14 protein-coding genes are annotated in these 19,135 nt (G+C 43.4%); 12 read left to right on the forward strand and 2 right to left on the reverse strand.

Features of this window, described 5'->3' with window-relative positions:
- The first annotated feature begins 112 nt into the window (after nt 1–112).
- From tnpC to ACZ48L_RS02225, 5 genes are all read left to right on the forward strand, one after another.
- Nucleotides 113–970, forward strand: coding sequence for a transposon Tn4555 protein TnpC (gene tnpC, locus ACZ48L_RS02205; RefSeq protein ID WP_004339687.1), 858 nt, complete (start codon nt 113–115; stop codon nt 968–970).
- 199 nt (nt 971–1,169) lie between these two features.
- Nucleotides 1,170–1,544 (forward strand): excisionase family DNA-binding protein, encoded by a 375-nt coding sequence (locus ACZ48L_RS02210; protein WP_004338328.1) that lies wholly within the window; start codon nt 1,170–1,172, stop codon nt 1,542–1,544.
- A 5-nt stretch (nt 1,545–1,549) separates the two neighbouring features.
- Entirely contained in the window at nt 1,550–2,647 is a 1,098-nt protein-coding gene (locus ACZ48L_RS02215; protein ID WP_004348225.1) for an AAA family ATPase, read from the forward strand.
- A gap of 3 nt (nt 2,648–2,650) precedes the next feature.
- Nucleotides 2,651–3,766 carry a DUF6371 domain-containing protein gene (locus tag ACZ48L_RS02220; RefSeq protein ID WP_004292742.1) on the forward strand — a complete coding sequence of 372 codons (1,116 nt, stop codon included), beginning with the start codon at nt 2,651–2,653 and terminating at the stop codon, nt 3,764–3,766.
- 282 nt (nt 3,767–4,048) lie between these two features.
- Nucleotides 4,049–5,452 (forward strand): hypothetical protein, encoded by a 1,404-nt coding sequence (locus ACZ48L_RS02225; RefSeq protein ID WP_004292734.1) that lies wholly within the window; start codon nt 4,049–4,051, stop codon nt 5,450–5,452.
- 92 nt (nt 5,453–5,544) lie between these two features.
- On the opposite strand, the gene ACZ48L_RS02230 is transcribed toward ACZ48L_RS02225, so the two are convergent.
- Entirely contained in the window at nt 5,545–6,510 is a 966-nt protein-coding gene (locus tag ACZ48L_RS02230; RefSeq protein WP_004339683.1) for a CfxA family broad-spectrum class A beta-lactamase, read from the reverse strand.
- A gap of 1,569 nt (nt 6,511–8,079) precedes the next feature.
- Nucleotides 8,080–8,592 carry a hypothetical protein gene (locus ACZ48L_RS02235; RefSeq protein ID WP_025791151.1) on the reverse strand — a complete coding sequence of 171 codons (513 nt, stop codon included), beginning with the start codon at nt 8,590–8,592 and terminating at the stop codon, nt 8,080–8,082.
- A gap of 476 nt (nt 8,593–9,068) precedes the next feature.
- Here ACZ48L_RS02235 and ACZ48L_RS02240 point away from each other — a divergent pair, with 476 nt between their 5' ends.
- From ACZ48L_RS02240 to ACZ48L_RS02270, 7 genes are all read left to right on the forward strand, one after another.
- Nucleotides 9,069–9,230, forward strand: coding sequence for a hypothetical protein (locus ACZ48L_RS02240; protein WP_206777546.1), 162 nt, complete (start codon nt 9,069–9,071; stop codon nt 9,228–9,230).
- A gap of 964 nt (nt 9,231–10,194) precedes the next feature.
- A complete protein-coding gene (locus ACZ48L_RS02245; protein WP_025791149.1) occupies nt 10,195–11,484 on the forward strand; it encodes an ATP-binding protein in 1,290 nt (429 codons plus the stop codon).
- Between the two features lie 382 nt (nt 11,485–11,866).
- On the forward strand, nt 11,867–12,199 hold the full coding sequence (locus ACZ48L_RS02250) for a hypothetical protein (protein ID WP_025791147.1): 333 nt from the start codon (nt 11,867–11,869) through the stop codon (nt 12,197–12,199).
- The gene (locus ACZ48L_RS02255; RefSeq protein ID WP_025791145.1) at nt 12,192–12,395 is read left to right on the forward strand and encodes a helix-turn-helix domain-containing protein; all 204 of its coding nucleotides are present in this window, start codon (nt 12,192–12,194) and stop codon (nt 12,393–12,395) included. Before ACZ48L_RS02250 ends, ACZ48L_RS02255 begins: the two co-directional genes overlap by 8 nt.
- 108 nt (nt 12,396–12,503) lie before the next feature.
- A complete protein-coding gene (dnaG, locus tag ACZ48L_RS02260) occupies nt 12,504–15,614 on the forward strand; it encodes a DNA primase (protein WP_025791143.1) in 3,111 nt (1,036 codons plus the stop codon).
- A 146-nt stretch (nt 15,615–15,760) separates the two neighbouring features.
- A complete protein-coding gene (locus tag ACZ48L_RS02265; RefSeq protein ID WP_025791141.1) occupies nt 15,761–16,720 on the forward strand; it encodes an AAA family ATPase in 960 nt (319 codons plus the stop codon).
- A gap of 8 nt (nt 16,721–16,728) precedes the next feature.
- Nucleotides 16,729–19,131: a S8 family peptidase gene (locus tag ACZ48L_RS02270; RefSeq protein WP_278537492.1), complete on the forward strand. Its 2,403-nt coding sequence runs from the start codon at nt 16,729–16,731 to the stop codon at nt 19,129–19,131.
- The last annotated feature ends 4 nt before the right edge of the window (nt 19,132–19,135 follow it).

Raw genomic sequence — 19,135 nt, forward strand, 5'->3', positions numbered from 1 at the left:
GTGAAATACATTGAAAAAGACCGTTCTAACCGCAAATAACGGGCAGTAATTGGGAAAAATAGCATTAACTTTGCACAAAATAATACAGGAACATTCAATCTCTCAACGAAATATGGAATCATCAATCAAGGACAAATACATCATCTTGGGCTTTGTCGGCTTCGCCATCGTCCTAATATCTTCCATTGCCACGCTGGTAATAGCGGACAGCTTCAACCAAGACAACTTTGTCAGGTGGATAGTATTCGTATGCTGTAACCTGTTGGGATGGTTGCTCTATCTCTCCTTTCAGACACTTATCTTTGATACATACGAAATCTACAAAATCAAGTTCGGCAAGAAAGAAACGATTGCCGAAGCCATAGAGGTGCAGGAAGAACTGTCACAAAATACACTTGAAGAAGCCACATCTGTGCCTGGACCTACATCAGTCCCTGAGCCTGTACCCGAATCATCCCCGACAAAAGAAGAGACACTTATCCAAACACAACCGATAGAGCTTACTATCGCCCCGGATCTTCACGAAAAGAACCGTGCCAATTACGCAAGCAGAGAGCAACGGGAAAAGGAAGAGCGCATCCGCATGGTCATGGAGTATTGCCATTATTACCTGCCTCGCATTGCCGACCAAGAAACCGTGAACCACATCTGTACTGAGGTGGACAAATGGATGAATCTTAACACTTATACCCCGAAGCCCATACAAAGACCGTTTACCAAAGACATCAACAACATTCCACTCCGTCACTTCGTATGGAATATCTCTGAGCGTTTCCTGTACAAGAGATACTACAATGGGGATAACCGTGCCAAGTTCATCAAAGCCCTTTTCCCGAAATCGTTTGCTGATACAGACTTATCAACCATCAAGAATTTCAAGGTAGAGCCGTTAAAGACGGAAATTCCCATTGATGAACCCGAAAACGGCAAACTTGATTTCCACTATCCCGAGGATTATGTGCGGAATTAGGATAATCACGACACCAACGACAACCATCCGGTAACTCATAACCGCCTGTTTTACATCGTTTCCCGAGTAATTTTACCCGTCATTTATGGCTGGGCTTAATTATTCGGGAATTATTTTGCAATGACGTGTCGTGGAGATATTCACGGATATATCATTTCAGTCCTTTGCGCCAAGTCTTACAAAAGAGACGAGTACGCGAATGGAAAAATCAATTCTTACCTTCAACGACCTCCCCGAGGTTGTCGCTCAGCTTCGAGACGAAGTGATGAGCCTGAAAAGCCTGCTCGCCGAGCAGCGCAGTGTGAACAATGCCAAAACGGTGGACACCCACGTGCCCATGTCTGTGGACGAGGCAGCAGAGTATTTAGGTATCCCTAAGGGTACGCTCTACATGAAACTGTCAGAAGGGACAATCCCTGCCACCAAGCCCGGCAAACGCTATTGCCTTTACCGTGACGAACTGGACAAGTGGCTGGAAACCGCCCGAAAGAATCCCATACCGTTGTCAGACGAGGAACTGAACAAGTCCTTATCCTCTTCCCACCGTCGCAAGCCCAACCCACGTAACTGGTGAATGATATGGAAGAGGATAAGAACTATATCAACCTGATACGTGGCGACCTCACAAAAGCATCCCAAGCGCATAACGGTATGCCCGACAGTGTAGGCATGATGAATATCAAGACGGCAAACCAAACCATTCTTGAAGCATCGTTATTGCCTACGCCCCGTGCGCTGTGGGACAGCTTTTGGTACGAGGGGGAACTCTCCTGCTTGTTTGCCGATTCCAACGTGGGCAAGTCCATCCTTGCCGTGCAGATAGCCGACCGCATCGCCCGAACCGACAATGTGCTGTATCTGGACTTTGAACTGTCCGAAAAGCAGTTCCAGCTCCGCTATACCAACGAGCATGGAGAGCTCTACACCTTTCCCGACAAACTCTATCGGGTGTCTATTGACTGCAACCAGCTTTTGGATGCCAACTTTGAGGAAGCTATCATAGGCGGCATTGAACAGATGGCTGTGCAGACCGACTGCAAGATTTTCATCATTGACAATCTTACCTACCTGTGTTGCGCCATGGAGAAAGGCGATGCCGCAGGACGGCTGATGATTCAGCTGAACAATCTCAAAAAGAGATATGCGCTCTCTATCCTTGTCCTAGCACATACGCCCAAACGCTCTTTGGATTGTCCCATCACATCCAACGACCTTGCCGGAAGCAAACGGCTCTACAATTTCTTTGACAGCGTGTTCACCATTGGAAAAAGTGCCCAAGACGGAGGGCTTCGCTATGTGAAGCAGCTTAAAGTGCGCTATGGCACGTTCTCTCATGATGCGGATAATGTAATCGTTTACGAGATTGACAAGGTGGATGCTTTCTTGCAGTTCGTGTTCAGGGGCTATTCCACGGAAAAGGAACACTTGAAAAAATTGGGCGACAATGAATCAAGCCAAAGGGATTGCCAAATTCTGCAACTCTCCCAATCGGGCAAGTCCGTCAGGGAGATAGCCTCACAGGTGAATTGTGGCAAGTCCACCGTAAACCGTATCATCCAGCGCAGCAAAGAGAGTAAAAACGCAGGTGTCCCAAGTGTCCCACTGTCCCAACCCTTAGAGTGTGGGACAATGGGACAGGATGGGACAGCCGACAATCAACCATCAAAAACGGACTAAGCTATGGGCAATTATTCATTACAGAAGTATAAAGGAACGGCAACACGGCATACCTGCCCCAAATGCGGAGACAGGCATTCTTTCGTCTATTACGTGGACGAAAATAATGTGCCGTTGCATCCATCGGTCGGCAGATGTAACCACGAAAGCGGTTGTGGGTATCACTACACTCCGAAAGAGTATTTTCAAGAGCATCCTGAACACAGAACTACCAATGATTTCTCTTTTGACAGGCAAAGAGCAGAGCAGAAGAAAGTGAAGCAGCAAAGTAAGCCGACAGCCATCGGCTATATTCCCCCTCACTATGTGGAGAAGTCGCAAAGCGAGCGTAGCAATTTCTTCCGTTTCCTCTTCACACTCCTTACTTCCTACTATGGCGACAAGGCGAAAGAGGTGTTGAAGCGGTTGTTGGAGGAATACCGTTTGGGGGCTACCCGTGACGGCTCTGTTATCTTTTGGCAGATAGACAGGACGGGCAAGGTACGCACGGGAAAGGTGATGCAGTACAATCCCGAAGACGGACACCGTATCAAGGGAGGACAGACATCGGCAGTGAACTGGATACACAGCATATTGAAAAAGCAGCGTGTGTTGGCAGAGGATTGGCAACTATCCCAATGCCTTTTCGGGGAACACTTGTTGAAAACGCATCCCGACAAGGTGGTGGTCTTGGTGGAATCCGAGAAGAGTGCCGTTATCGGTTCTGCTATCTTCCCCGATTATGTATGGCTGGCTACGGGTGGTAAGAGTCAGATGAGAGAAGAGAAACTCCGTGTACTGTCAGGGCGAACCGTGCTTCTCTTTCCCGATGCCGATGCTTATGCCGAGTGGAAACAGCGAGCCGAGAGCATGTACTTTTGTAAGGTGGTGGTTTCGGACATCATCGAAAGGAATGCCACCCCGAAACAAAAAGAAGCCCATATCGACATAGCCGATTGGATTATCTTTCAGATACGGGAGGGCAAGGTGATGAGTACAGCCAACCACTTGGTCGAGGCTGAGAGAATCCTCCAGCGGATGATAGAGAAGAATCCCGTCCTGCAAAAACTGATAGACGATTTAGACCTTGTGCTGGTCGGTGCATCTCCAATCGGCAACGATGATGAAAAACCTCCCTGACGGAGGAGAGCGGAAGCCGTAGGCTGGAGTTTGCAGACAATGGCTTGCCATTGATATAGCCCACTATAACTACACGCTCCGCTTACGTAGTTGTGGGCTCTCCCGAGGGGATTAGGGTTTTACCCTAATGACCCACTCAGGGCGTTTCTCCCCTGAGAACCCAGAGCAAAGAGTGACCCTCTCTTTGCAATCTCCGCTTATGGGTTGCACCCCTAAGAACCCCATGCGTTTACGGACAGCGGAAAAGCAAACAATAAAGTACAAACCAAAAAACAAGTATCTATGGCAACAAAATCAAGCATACATATCAAGCCCTGCAACATCGCATCGAGCGAGGCTCACAACAGGAGGACTGCCGAATACATGCGCCACATCGGAGAGTCCAGAATCTATGTCGTTCCTGAACTATCCACCGATAACGAACAGTGGATAAATCCCGACTTCGGCAGTCCGGATTTGCGGATGCATTATGACAATATCAGACAGATGGTAAAGGAAAAGACCGGACGTGCCATGCAGGAAAAGGAGCGTGAACGCAAAGGCAAGAACGGTAAAATAGTCAAGATTGCGGGATGCTCCCCCATACGTGAAGGAGTGCTGCTTGTCAGGTCGGACACCACACTGGCAGACGTGCGTAAATTCGGTGAGGAGTGTCAAAGACGCTGGGGAATCACACCGCTGCAAATCTTCCTGCACAAGGATGAAGGGCATTGGCTGAACGGTCAGCCGGAAGCGGAAGACAGGGAAAGCTTCAAAGTCGGGGACAGATGGTTCAAGCCGAACTATCATGCCCATATCGTTTTCGACTGGATGAACCACGAAACAGGAAAGAGCCGAAAGCTCAATGACGATGACATGATGCAGATGCAGACCCTTGCATCCGACATCCTGCTGATGGAACGCGGGCAGTCAAAGGCTGTCACTGGTAAGGAGCATCTGGAACGGAACGACTTTATCATTGAGAAGCAGAAAGCTGAACTGCAACGCATGGATGCAGCCAAACGGCACAAAGAAGAACAGATAAATCTTGCCGAGCAGGAACTGAAACAGGTGAAATCAGAAATACGCACTGACAAGTTAAAGAAGACAGCCACCACGGCAGCGACAGCCATAACTAGTGGAGTTGCTTCTCTTTTCGGGAGTGGAAAACTGAAAGAACTGGAACGTGCCAACGAAAAACTGCAAGACGAGGTTTCAAAACGGAACACCAATATTGAAAAATTGCAGAGCCAAGTACAGCAGATGCAGAAACAGCATGATACGCAAATCCACAATCTCAGAGAAATGCACAGGCAGGAACTTGACATGAAAGAAAAAGAACTGTCACGGCTCGCCAGAATCATAGACAAGGCTTTCAGGTGGTTTCCGATGTTCAGGGAAATGCTGCGCATGGAAAAGTTTTGTGCCATGCTGGGATTCTCTAAAGAAATGACTGAAAGTCTTATAGTCAAAAAAGAAGCCCTGAAATGTAGCGGTAAAATCTATTCCGAGCAACACAGGCGGAACTTTGATATAAAGGATGATATTTTAAGGGTGGAAAATGACCCTGACGATGAAAGCAGGCTGAACCTGACAATAAACAGGAAGCCGATTGCCGACTGGTTCAGGGAGCAATGGCACAGGCTTAGATATGGAGCAAGAGTGCCGCAACAGGAAGAAAGAAAAAGTAGAGGATTCAAATTATAATAGAAGCAATTTGATTAGTAATCTAAAAGCACTCCGATAACGATTAGAGTGCTTTTAGATTGTTTATCATTAATTATCAAAGCAAGTGCAGTTTAAGATTTTACTGAAGTTTGCATTAATAAAGAATATACTACAGCTGATATATGCGCAACATATTGTGACGCTTGTGATTCATTTCCCTTGAAATCCTTAACAAATACCGCTAAGGTATAACTGATATTATTAGGCAGACATATATAGGCAACATCATTGTGAGCTGCAAGAACACCATTTTCATTAACATAACCTGAACCTGTCTTATGCGCTATAACAACCCCTTCTTTATCAAGAAGTGGAGCTGCTATCCTATCTACACCTGTTTTGCATTCTTTTAACGTATTCTTAATGAAACTTTGTTTCTCATCATCGATAAGACCTTCAGTAAACAAACGATTCATCAACATTGCAGCACCAAGAGGAGATGTATAGTTAGAGTAAGCCTTGTTATGGTCAGCCGACATTTCCTCTTCCGTATAAGCTATCTGAAAACTTGAACGAGGAATGAGTGTGGCTATAAAACTATCTGTTTGAGCGACATTAACCATATCCTTAAACATAAGGTTGCTTGCATTGTTGTCACTCTGAGTAAGAGTATAACGCAGCAAATCTCTCACTGTCAATGATATGACTGGCCCTGAATAATCTTTCAGCATAGGACTCCAAGTCTTTGGGTCAAGTTTATCCCTATTTATATTTACTAAGGTATCAAGTGAAATTCCTTTATTGTCAAAGTCATTACAAAGAGCTAATGCCTGATGAACCTTAAACACACTCATCATAGGATAAACACTCTTATTATTGACCTTAACCGTATCTCTGTTATTAACAATAACCGCCACACCAATTTCGCCAGGACAAGCTGAGACAATTTGAGAAATGCTATCAGTCAAAACATTTGTTAAAGGAGGATTTGCGCTATCTTTTGTCGCTGATTTATGGAACAATGAAAATACCAAGATGAAAATGCAAACTAAAGCTATACTCAAAACTACGATTTGTTTTTTTCTGTTTTTTTCCATGTTTATATTATTTATATTTGTTTGACGAGAATATCTTTATTTGCCGACAAAGGTACATAACTTTACGGAAAAATATGTTTCTAAAATATATAAATAGACAGCTGTGGGGAAAATGTGGGGAAAAATTAGATAATTACAAAGGCTAAATGACTGGAAATAATCACTTAGCCTTTTAATCCGTACCCAGACCCGTACTTCGTAATTGCTGCGCCCATCATTCAAGACTGTCAAATCGGGTCTTTCCTGTCAAGCCAATGATGCCTATGCGTATGCCAAACACATGGATTACGGATTTCTCGTTCCGTGAACAAACACTTTATCCGCAACTCTGCTATGTGGTGTATTGGCTTAACTCCATTTCTATGGGCAACACTTTTGTTGCAGATTTCAAGCAGCTTTTATCGAAATACCCATCAGTAAGAACTCGTTTATTAGGCTTTCCTCATAATTGGGAACAAGAGCCTTTGTGGAGATAAAATAATTGCCCTGTTTCTTAAAAAGCACTGGGGCAAACCAGCTCCGTCTTTAATTGTTTCCAATAAATGGATTGTTTCAAGCCCCTATAGAAAGAGAACAAAAATTCCTGTGTGAAAATTAATCTACGACAAGGAGCAAGCAAGGAGCAATATCAAACAAAAATCAATACCTTTGCAGTACATATGAGATAGACCAAAACAAAAGTGGAATATCGGAAACGAATAGCAAGGAAAAGAGAAGAAACGACCCAAGTTGATGTCCTTTTTGAGTTAATAATCAATAAAAGCGTTAAATCTTCACCTTTTAGAATGTGCAATTAAAAATAACAACCATATTTCTGACTTATTATCTATAAAATATTGAGTAATAATCGGTTGTAAATACCTTTTCTGAAATCAACATTTTTAAATCATTATAAAAATTAGAGTATTGCATTCTTGTAATTTTCTTATTTCTTGTTTTTACAATAGCATCCAGGAATTTCGTATTTAACGGGATCTGTTTATTATTATAAACATTCTTTAGAAAAGTAGTAGAGCGTTGTCCTACGGAGGTACTAATCATTTGATGATTAATTTTTATAATATAACAATTCTGGATAGAGCTTGTTTGGAAACATATTATATATGAATCTTTTGGATCAACAGAATCATGACACCCTATGAAAATTATACATAGTAATAAATATATAATTTTAATATTCAACTCTTTCATTATAACCATGTTCTTTTCTTAAAATGTTTTCAGCAAATTGTGATTTCCCACTTGTGCCTTTTGAAGAATTAATAAAGATTGATTTTATACCCGTCGTTTGCAAGTCTTCAAGTTCATCAGTTATTTTATAAGACAATCCATATGGTCTTGTGACTACGTATTGTTCAAGCGCAGCATCCTACTTATTGCTTGTCAGACTCTCCACCTGTCCTGCTGCATTGTTGTGATAAGTTACCACTTCTCCGTCAGGATAAGTCATCGTCTGCACACGCTTCTAGCTATCATAGGTGGCATCATAGACATAAGTCCCGATATCCGTCACACTTGCTATCACCGTACGGACGGTAAAAAGTTATTTTCATAGACGAAGGATTATATTTATGAAAACAAATCATGGAAAAAATATAATAATTCATGATAGAAATGAGAACATCTATCTTTCCAACTCCAAGGTTTATAAATAGAATTAATATTAATATATTTAAGCAATTTATCATTCTTCATTGGAGAATTATAAAAATATAGTATGTCATCTACCATAAAATCAAGATAAACGACAGCATATTCAACTCTTTTCCCTATTAGCCGATATTTTTTTCTAGAAATATCTATTTCCACAATATATGTTCTTAGACTGTTTGACCTGTTTCCTGTTTTCATCTGATAGAGAGGTAGATATATATACTTATTATTTTTTATGATTGGCCCCCCAAAACCATCATAATCGGGAATTGTGAGTTGTATGTCATTTATAAATAATTTCCCACATAATGGACCTTCTTTTCCAAAATTATGCAAATCCTTAAATTGAATCCTACAGGAAGCAACCTCGTAAGAAGATGGGAATCTCCAAGGATTTCCCATTTCCGCATATACAATACTTTTTTTCATTAGACTTCTATTTAACCCTATTTAAATTACCCACTGTAAAATATTGAGTTCTTCCCCCTATCCATTGTCCTCCCTGCGACTTTGCTGTTCCTTTCATCATAATAGTGTGTGTGGTGAGTTTAGGGCATAGATTGAAGGAAGAAACGAGAGACACCTGTCCCTGCTGTGACTTCCAATCACAGCGTAAAGAGACCTGGTTCTCCTACACCACAACAACTCCTCCACCGTAAGACCTAATGTCCGCAGACTCCTATGTCATGTGTTATTTTAAGGCAAATATACAACTTAATTTTGTAAATGGGTATTTAGAATATGGGAAAACGAGGATGGATAAGGGTGCGTTGTGCGTGTAAATGTAACCAAACGAGAAGCATCAAAACCCCTAATCTAGTTTTGTTTTTAGTTGCTGTCACTTTTAACACTTCGAGTAATTAACTTATAATCAGTAGATTAAAAATAGAAATGGAGTGACAGAAATGACAGCAAAATCAGAAATGGTATGTAATCGGCTTTTGTCCTTGGGTGGAGAAAGGGCGACTGATAGTTATGGGATACACCTGTCCATGGTAAAACGCTCCAGCGCAGGTCCTTGTAAGATTATCCATCCCGATGTATACCACAGAACCATTACGGACTAATCAGAAATATGTTTACAGTGAATTGAAGCTGCGTGCCCACAAAATCTGGAGTTATGCAAAGCATTCGGACTTGTATGCCATTCTCTATCAAAGACTTACAAATGACTTTCTAAAAGATGCCCTTTTACGCTGCAAAAGGGCGTCTTTTACACCTCAAAAGAGCATCTTTTACCGTGTGAAAGGGCATCTTTTACGTGGTAAAAGAGCATATATAAAACTAAGATTAAGAATAATATTTACAACAGGCAAATTATAGACCCAGTTAGGCAGATACTAACAAACAGCTTCAGCCCCAACTATTGAGAATTGTGAAGGATAGCTATGAAAAGGAAATTGTCTGTATTCTCAGCATAAACGAGTCATTACACAGGATTAAAGTCAGAGTTCATAAAGCCCGCAAAGAAGAAATATAGCTAAGAGTACAAACAACAAAAGAGGAATATCAACTAAGATATTCCTCTTTTGTCCAAGTGATTCCGTTGGAATCTTTTGTGATTCGGCTGGAATCATTTTACGAACTCTTGTGCCTTGATGTAATTAAATATGTATCAATGTGTTGAACGGATTTATTAAACATTCACTTTGTATTGAACTTTGCGGTGGTAACACACCGGTAACACATTTGGTACATGACCCAACAAGAATCATTAGCACATATTCTATCGAGGATGTTTTTAACTTGTTCAAAGAGCTACACTACCGTATTTATATATCGGAGTGTTTGAGGAACATGGTGCATCAAGAAGTTAAAAACTTAGCATAACACCTACTCCATCTAAATAACGGAACAAAGATAGTAGTTTTTCTTGAATACAACAACTAATTTCGCAAAAAAATATCAATGGAACAGCACAAAAATAATTATTGTATAACCACAAAAAACATCAATGATAATACACAAAACACATCAATATAGTTGTTGTAACAAATAAATTTATTATCTTTGCAAAAAAGATAAACTGATATGGAGTATTATAGTAGAATGGCAGATGGATTACTTGCCGATCATCTTGATTCTGCAGGTGCGGTATTGATAGAAGGTCCGAAGTGGTGTGGAAAAACAACTACTGCCACACAACAGGCTGCAAGCGTCATAAAGTTACAAGATCCTGATATGAGAGAGCGTTATTTCTCTGCCGCATCCATAAGACCATCTTTATTATTGGCAGGTGAAACGCCTCGCTTGATAGATGAATGGCAGGAAATCCCCATTTTGTGGGATTCTGTGCGAACGATGGTGGATGAACGGAATGATGTAGGTCAGTTTATCTTGACAGGTTCTAATTCCATAGATAAAAGTGCTATCAGACATTCGGGGACTGGTCGTATTGCAACAATGGAAATGCTTCCTATGAGCCTGTTCGAGTCCAAGGAATCATCTGGTACAGTTTCATTGAAAAAGTTGTTTGATGATCCTCTTTTAGATGTTGACGGCAAAACATCACCGATGCAGTTGGAAGACTTGATTTTTGCAGCCTGCAGAGGAGGATGGCCAGCTGCATTGAACCGTAAAACGGACAAAGCACGTCTTCAGGTTGCAAAAGACTATATCAATAGCCTTTGCCGAATAGACATTTCAACCATAGATGGTGTTGCACGCAACGAAAAGCTTACTCAGCTTATTCTTCGTACTTACGCCCGCAATGTCTCGACACTGGCAAAGAAGAGCAATATGCTGAAAGATATTAGGGCAAATGTAGAAACCTGTTCAGAAAACACGTTGAATGATTATCTGAACGCATTGACTAAACTCTTCGTCATACAAGATATAGAGGCTTGGAGTCCGGCGGTCAGGTCGGCATCAGCCATACGTCGCGGTGTAAAAAGAGAATTTGTAGATCCGTCTATCGCAGTAGCAGCCTTATCTATGTCTCCAGAAACATTGCTTATGGATTTGAAGACTTTTGGCTTTGTTTTTGAGTGCATGTGCATTCGTGACCTGAAAGCATATTCTCAGGCCTTAGGGGGCTATACCTCCTATTATCATGACCGATATGATTTAGAGGCAGATGCTGTTCTTCATCTGGAGGATGGAAGGTATGCGCTCATAGAATTCAAACTTGGAAGCAGGGAAATCGAGGAAGGAGCAGAACATCTTTTAGAGATTAAGCGTCTCGTCCAGCAATATAATGAAAAAGAAAAGCAGATTCGGCTTCGTGAACCAGACCTGCTGATGGTAATAACTGGAGGTGCTATGGCTTATTCAAGACCTGACGGAGTAAAAATAATACCCATAGGATGTATGAGAGATTAAATATGTGGTAATCCAAAGGATTCATTTAGCATCTTTATCCAACAGACAAAGATAGCAGGGTTCCAAAATTTATAGAGGTATGGCCAATAACGGTCATACCTTTTTTGTGTCGTTTTACATACAAGACACCGTTAGTCTTCAAAAATCCCATTAGAACCTGCCAAGTAGTGTTAAATAGTTGGTTGGTTGGTAAGTTTTGATGTCTTTTCTTTCTTTTTCCAGATTTTTTGATTATATTTTTGCAGCATTAAATCAGAAGAAACAAGTACAAAATGGCTGGAAAAGGATTTAGTGCTATTCTACACGTCCCCAAAACAGGGACCGGAATCTTTCTACTTTTGAATACCGGAGCAATATCGCTTCGGACTAAAATTTCATCAACATGAAAGTAAAAGTAGAAAAGGTAATCCATCCCTCAGCATGGATCAACGGCATCAGTGTCGGAGAGGTAAGAGTGGCCAACATTCCCCCAATGCGTGCGCACGCTGTGCGCAACCTGGCAAGCAGATTCAACCGCCTCTTGGGTGAAGAAAAGGACCGCTTCCTCCATGTTTCTTACAACAGCTACGCCCATCGTATGGCCATCTGTGCCATCAGTATGGATCAGCGAGCCCTTGAACTAAACTCATTTGCAGATAAACATGAATGGACAAAGGAACTGCCCAAAGGATTCTTCGACAAAGAACCATGGGAGGAAGGACAAGAGTATGAGTAATGCCACGGACAACAACCACGGCATAGTAGATACCTCGGACACCGTTTATACCGTGCCCGATGTCGCCCGCATGTTCGGACGCAAGGAATGTACCATACGCAAGCGCATCGAGAAGGGACTTATCCCCGCCCACAAGATGGGACGCTGCTGGTACATCCTGAAGTCGGAACTGGTGGCGGGACTGAGAGATACTTAGCAGAATCCTCTAAATAACAAGTGACTAAGTAGAAGCCCCCAGCCGACCAGCTGTGAAGCCAGTCGGCTGGGGCATTTTTTGTGAACATTGAAATTATTAGAGGATGAGATGATACCCAAGACCATCATAGAAAAGATACTCGATGCGGCACATATAGAAGATGTGGTTGGCGAGTTCCTGCCACTCCAAAAGCGTGGCACCATCTATCGTGCGCTGTGCCCCTTCCACCAGGAGAAGACGCCATCGTTCACCGTTACGCCCAACCGCAGCATGTTCTACTGTTTTGGCTGCCACAAGGGAGGCAACGTGATCACCTTCCTGATGGAGCATGAGAACATGACCTACCCGGAAGCCGTCAGGTGGCTGGGTAGGAAGTACGGCATCGAGGTGGAGGAAAGAGAGGAAACCATCGACGAGAAGCAGCAACGGTTGAAACGCGAGTCGCTGCTGATTGTCAATACTGCCGTGCATAAGCATTACCGTGAGGTATTCCTGCGCTACAAGCCTGCCCAAGATTATGCCTACCGCCGCTGGGGGCAGAAGTATTGCGACGAGATAGAAATCGGTTTTGCGCCCATCGACGGCAAAGCCCTCGCCCATCGACCTCTGCAAAAGGAGTTTCTTCAGGAGTTGGGACTTATTAACCCACAAGGCTACGACTTCTTCCAGAACCGCATCGTCATCCCTATCAAGGACCGCTACCAACACATCATCGGCTTCACGGCAAGGGTGATGGACGACAGTCAGCCCAAATACCTCAACAGCAAGGAATCCCTTCTATACAGCAAGCGCAGCACCGTCTTCGGGTTGGACGTGGCATGGCGGGCAGCGGGCAAGACCGGGCAGATGTACCTCGTGGAGGGCGCACCCGACTGTATGCGTCTGCACGCCATCGGGGTGCAGAACGCCGTGGCCGACCTCGGCTCGGCGTGGACTGTGGAGCAGTTTCAGCTCATCAAGAGGGCTGCCAACAAGGTGTGCTTCATTCCCGACAACGACCCACTCAAGGGTGGAGCCGACTATGGCACGGGCATCGAGGCGGTGATGAAGGCTGGTAAACTCGCCACCGAACAGCACCTTACGGTGTCGGTCAAGGAGATAACTACCACGGAGGAAGGCAAGAAAGAAGATCCCGACACCTATTTCAAGAATCAAACCCTCTTCAAGGCCGTCGAGGAAGAGGACTTCATCCTGTGGCTGGCCGCCAAACTCTTTGAAACGAGCGGCAACACCGAGCAAAAAAGCGATGCCGTGAAGCGGATAGCCCATCTGCTCTCCTTTATCGACGACGATACCAAGCTCACCATGTTCATCGATGCCCTCACGAAGTACCACCGGGGCAAGCTCTTCTGGCAGAAAGCCATCGAGAACGAGCGGACGAGGCGCGACAGTCCGAAGGAGGACGATATCGACCTGAACCGCCAGTACGGATTCTGGATAGACCGCGGCAAATACTTCTCCACCACCGAGAAGGGCGGCGTACTCGAATGGAGCAACTTTACCCTTACGCCGCTCTTCCACATCAAAGACCCGCTCATGGCCAAACGCCTCTACCTGCTCACCAACGAACTGGGCGTCAAGGAGATTGTGGAGATGGAGCAGGAAGACCTTATCTCACTGCAAAAGTTCCGTCAGAAGCTCGAATCGCTCGGCAACTTCATCTGGAAGGCCAGTGAGAAGGAACTCATCAAACTGAAGAGTTTCCTCTACGAAAAGACCGAGACGGCTGCGCAAATCAAGCAGTTGGGCTGGAACAAGAAGGGCTTCTTTGCCTTTGGCAACGGTATCTTTGACGGTCGGCAGTTCCACGAGGTCAATGAGTACGGCATCGTCCACCTGGGCGAGAAGGGCAATTTCTATCTTCCCGCCCTCTCTCGGATTTATAAGGAGAACACCGACTACTTCCGCTTCGAGCGGCAATTCGTGCATTTCAACTTCTCCATGATCAGCCTCCGGGACTTCACCCGTCAACTCTTCCTCGTCTTCGGCGACAACGGCAAGATCGGCTTCTGCTTCTATCTCGCCACGCTCTTCCGCGACATCATCACCCTCACCACACGTTCCTTCCCCATCCTCGACCTCTTCGGTCCGAAGGGTTCCGGCAAGAGCGAACTGGGCCACACGCTCATGTCGTTCTTCGTGATCGACAACATACCGCCCAACATACAGAACTCCACCATTCCCGCCCTCAACGACACCGTGGCTGCCGCTGCCAATGCCCTGGTGCATATCGACGAATACAAGAACGGCATCGACACCGCCAAGATAGAGTTTATCAAGGGGCTTTGGGACGGCACGGGTCGCACGCGCATGAACATGGCCACCGACAAGAAGAAGGAAACCACCGCCGTGGATGCGGGCGTGATTATCTCCGGGCAGGAGATGCCCACGGCCGACATCGCCCTCTTCAGCCGACTCATCTTCCTCTTGTTTCCCAAATCGAACTTCACGGCAAGCGAGAAGGCGAACTATCAGCAATTGCTGCAAATCCGCTCCAAGGGACTGAGCCATCTCACCCTCCAGCTGCTTGCCCACCGCGACAAGTTCGGCCAGTGCTTCTACGACCAGTACCGGCAGACGCTTGACGACGTGAACAGTCGCCTCACGAGCCACACCATCATCGACCGAATTGTTCAGAACTGGGTGATTCCCCTCACGTCCTTTCGCTGTTTGGAAGGGAAGTTAGACACCACTTTATCCTACAAAGAACTGCTGGAGATCACTGTCGAGGGTATCGTCCATCAGAACATGGAGTGCAAGACCAACGACGAGTTGGGCAGCTTCTGGCGCATGGTGCAGTTTCTCAACAGCGAGGGTGAGATCAACGAGGATGCCGACTTCAAGATCAAGGCCGTGAGCCGCTTCCGTTCCACCCTCGTCAGCGAGACCGTCTGGACCGAGCCGCGCAAGATACTCTACCTACAGAAGACCCGTATCTTCATGCTCTACAAGCTCAATGCCCACCGCAACGGCGAGACCTCCCTGCCCGAGGAGTCGCTGCGCTACTATCTTGAAAACAGCAAAGAATATCTGGGCGAGCAGCGCATGACTTACCACGTCATTAAAAAAGGCAATCAAGTCCTCGACTTTGAGCACCGCGATGCCAAGGGGCAGCCCACCAAAATGTCCGTGCAGCAGCGTTCCTACTGCTTCGACTACGAAAAGCTCGTCGAGGCGTTTGATATCAATTTGGAGATGTCTCGTAATGAAGATATTTGAATATCGTGATTGTCTCACAAAAATATTCATTTATTATGTTATAACATGAATAATTTAGGTGTATGGTAATGTTTTAACAATGAAAGCTTGTCGTTACACAAATAAAACACTAAATTTGCAAAGCGAATTATTGTGTGTTAGTAATTATGATTAATTCTGACCAAGTATTATCCCTGATACGGAATCATTTGAATAATGATGATGCCCAGTTCAGGAAGGTGGCTTTACAGATATCAGCTGTAGAAGCCAAGAATGGTCATGTTATTTTAGCACGTACCATTCAAGATTTACTCGGTAAATCCAAGACTTCATTTAGTCCACTTCATATTTCTCCGAAGCATAAAGATGTAGAAGATCTTTTATTGCAAATTGAAAGTGATGAAGACTTGAAAAGTCTCATTACATCAGATGAGAACATTGAGAAAATCAACAGAATCATCAAGGAATATTTGAAACGAGACAATCTTCATAAGTATGGACTTGACAATAGACGAAAACTGTTGTTATATGGTGAATCCGGAACAGGTAAAACTATGACAGCTAATGTTCTGTCTAGGGAACTAAATCTTCCTTTCTTTGTAGTACGTACAGAAAAGGTTGTTACGAAGTTCATGGGAGAAACCGGGTTGAAACTAAGTAATATCTTTGATTTTATCTCCGAAGTACCAGCTGTATATCTTTTTGATGAATTTGATGCAATTGGAGCTCAAAGAGGAATGGACAACGAAGTTGGTGAGCAACGTCGTATTTTAAACACATTCTTACAGCTCTTAGAAAGAGATTCTTCTGAAAGTTTTATTATCGCAGCAACAAACAGCATCGAATCAATAGATAAGGCTATGTTCCGCAGATTCGATGATGTGATAGAATATACTTTACCAGATTCAAAACAACGTCTAAAGCTTTTAAAAGAATATTTATATACGGCAAAGGATCTTGATTTTTCAATGGTCGAGCCTTTGTTTGACGGAATGAGTCATGCAGAGATTAAAATGGTCTGTGCTGACATATTCAAAGAATCCCTTTTAAACGATACACCTATCAACATTAATCTTGTAAAAACCGTTCTTGATATGCGTAGCATTTTGGTACGCAATATCGGGTAATATTTTTTATGCACAAAAAACATTTCTTCTTAGGTAATCAAATAGCTGAGAATAAAGGATTTACACCCCAACCGCAAGGAGGTGGCTCTCCAGCAGAATTTCCACAATACGATAATAGAAGAGCTCATGCAGATGCATTAAAACAGCAATATGCTAATGCATTTGCAAATGCAATTAATGAGCAAGAGCCACTTCTTCAGTATGGGCAGCATACGGCTGATGGTGCCTATCTGGATTTTACCGTACCACAAAACATGATACCTTCATCTCTTGACACCCAAAGAGGCGCTCGAATAATGAAGATCCATAAAAAGGATTCAGAGGATGATAATGTTGATGTAACAGTTTTTGTTTCGAACAAACATAAAGATTGGTTTGATAAGAAGGCTGATAAATTTGCTACAGCAGAGACAGAAAAGAAAAAACCATGCAATGAATCTCTTATCGCTCCAATACAAGGTATTTCATCAGCAAAAATAGAATCCCTATTTGAGTCAAAAGACGAATATGAAGCCTTAGGACCTGCAGAGGAAATGGGATTCGAATTGTGGATTTGTAAGACAGATGATTATAACATCAATGATATTCAGATCGTTTTAGATGACCTGAGTATAAAATGTCAAATAGAACAACGGCTGCAATTTGCGGATGTTGATGTTTTTCTAATTACAACAAACAAGACCGTTCTTGCACAATTGCCATACCACATGGCAAACATATCTGAAATCCGCCGTTATAAGCAGCCATCTATTTTAACAGAATCTTCAGAGGTCAGTCGAGAATGGACAGACATACTTGCAAACGAGTTACAGTTTGAAGAATCTGATGTTCACATAGGTATTTTAGATAGCGGTGTAAATAATGCGCATCCATTAATAGCTCAAGCACTCCCAGACAGTCGTATGTCCACTGCTATCAATGTTCAAGATAACCTAGATCACATAGATCATGGAACAGGAATGGCAGGCTTGGTTCTCATGGGAGATTTGACAAAATTGGCATACGATAGAGGAAATTTACCAGTTGTCCAGCATAATTTAGCTTCTGTGAAGATTGTAGATGCAAATTACTCCACAGCCCCTTCATTTTATGGCGCTGTTATTGAAGATGCTATATCTCAAAGTCAAGACATGGGAGCTGATATTGATTGTATGGCGGTAACAGATTCAATTTCTGATGATGGAAAACCTACATCTAGTTCAGCTGCTCTTGATGAAAGTATTTATCATAGTGGAGAATGTGATCGCCTAGTATTGGTTTCTGCTGGTAATATATATCAAGATGATGTAGACGCCACCAATTATATTAAATCATGTAAGGCAAATGCTATAAATAGTCCTGCTCAGGCATGGAATGCTCTAACGGTTGGCGCATATACAGAACTTTCTATACCTGCAGATAAGACTGCTAAAGGAATAGCGTCCCCTAAAGGAGTGTCCCCATATTCATGTACTTCGTTTAGTTGGCATGAAGAAAGAGTTAAACCAGAAATTGTAATGGAGGGTGGAAATCTGGCATATAGTCCATCTATGGGTTTATATCCTGACGAGGATCTGTGCCTTATCACAACCAGCAATGATTTACGTTCCCCTCTTGAGACGTTTAATGCTACAAGTGCTGCAACAGCTCTTGCTGCGCGTCTTGCAGCAAAGATAAAGGTAGAGAATCCTAATTTAAGTATGCTGTCAATCAGAGCGTTGATGGTACATTCAGCTCGTTGGACAGATGAAATGAAAAGTATTGATGACGGAAGACCTCAAGATATAATACCACTCTGTGGATATGGCGTCCCAGATGAAGATATAGCAGCATATAGCAGTGAAAAATATGCAACTTATGTATTTGAAAATGAATTAAAGCCATACAAGTCCGGGGGGACGAATACATACAATGAAATGCATTTCTATGCTTTGCCATGGCCTGTAGACGTACTAGAAGCAATGCACGATGAAGTTGTAACTTTACGTATAACTCTGTCATACTATGTCGAGCCGGCACCAGGAAAATCCGGAAAGAACAATAAATACCGCTACCCATCAGCCACTTTGCGTTTTGATGTAAAAACTCCAATTGAGAACGATTCAGAATTCTTGGCTCGCCACAATAAACTCGAAGGTGAAAAAACAAGTGACAATAATTCGACACGATGGAATATCGGACAGCAGCGTCGAGAAAGAGGTACCGTCCAGTCAGACTGGTTCTCATGTACGGCACAAGAGTTAGCAAGCTGTGGGCAAATTGTTGTGTTCCCAGGTCCTGGTTGGTGGAAAGAGCGTAAGCTTGAAAATGTCGATAATAAGATAAAGTATTCACTTGTGGTATCAATTCAGACGGAGAAAACTGAAATTTACCAAGCTGTAGAGACCGCTATTGCAAACAGAATAGCAATTCCAATTTCGAATCATTATTAAAAAG

This window comes from Prevotella histicola (genome assembly GCF_055385135.1).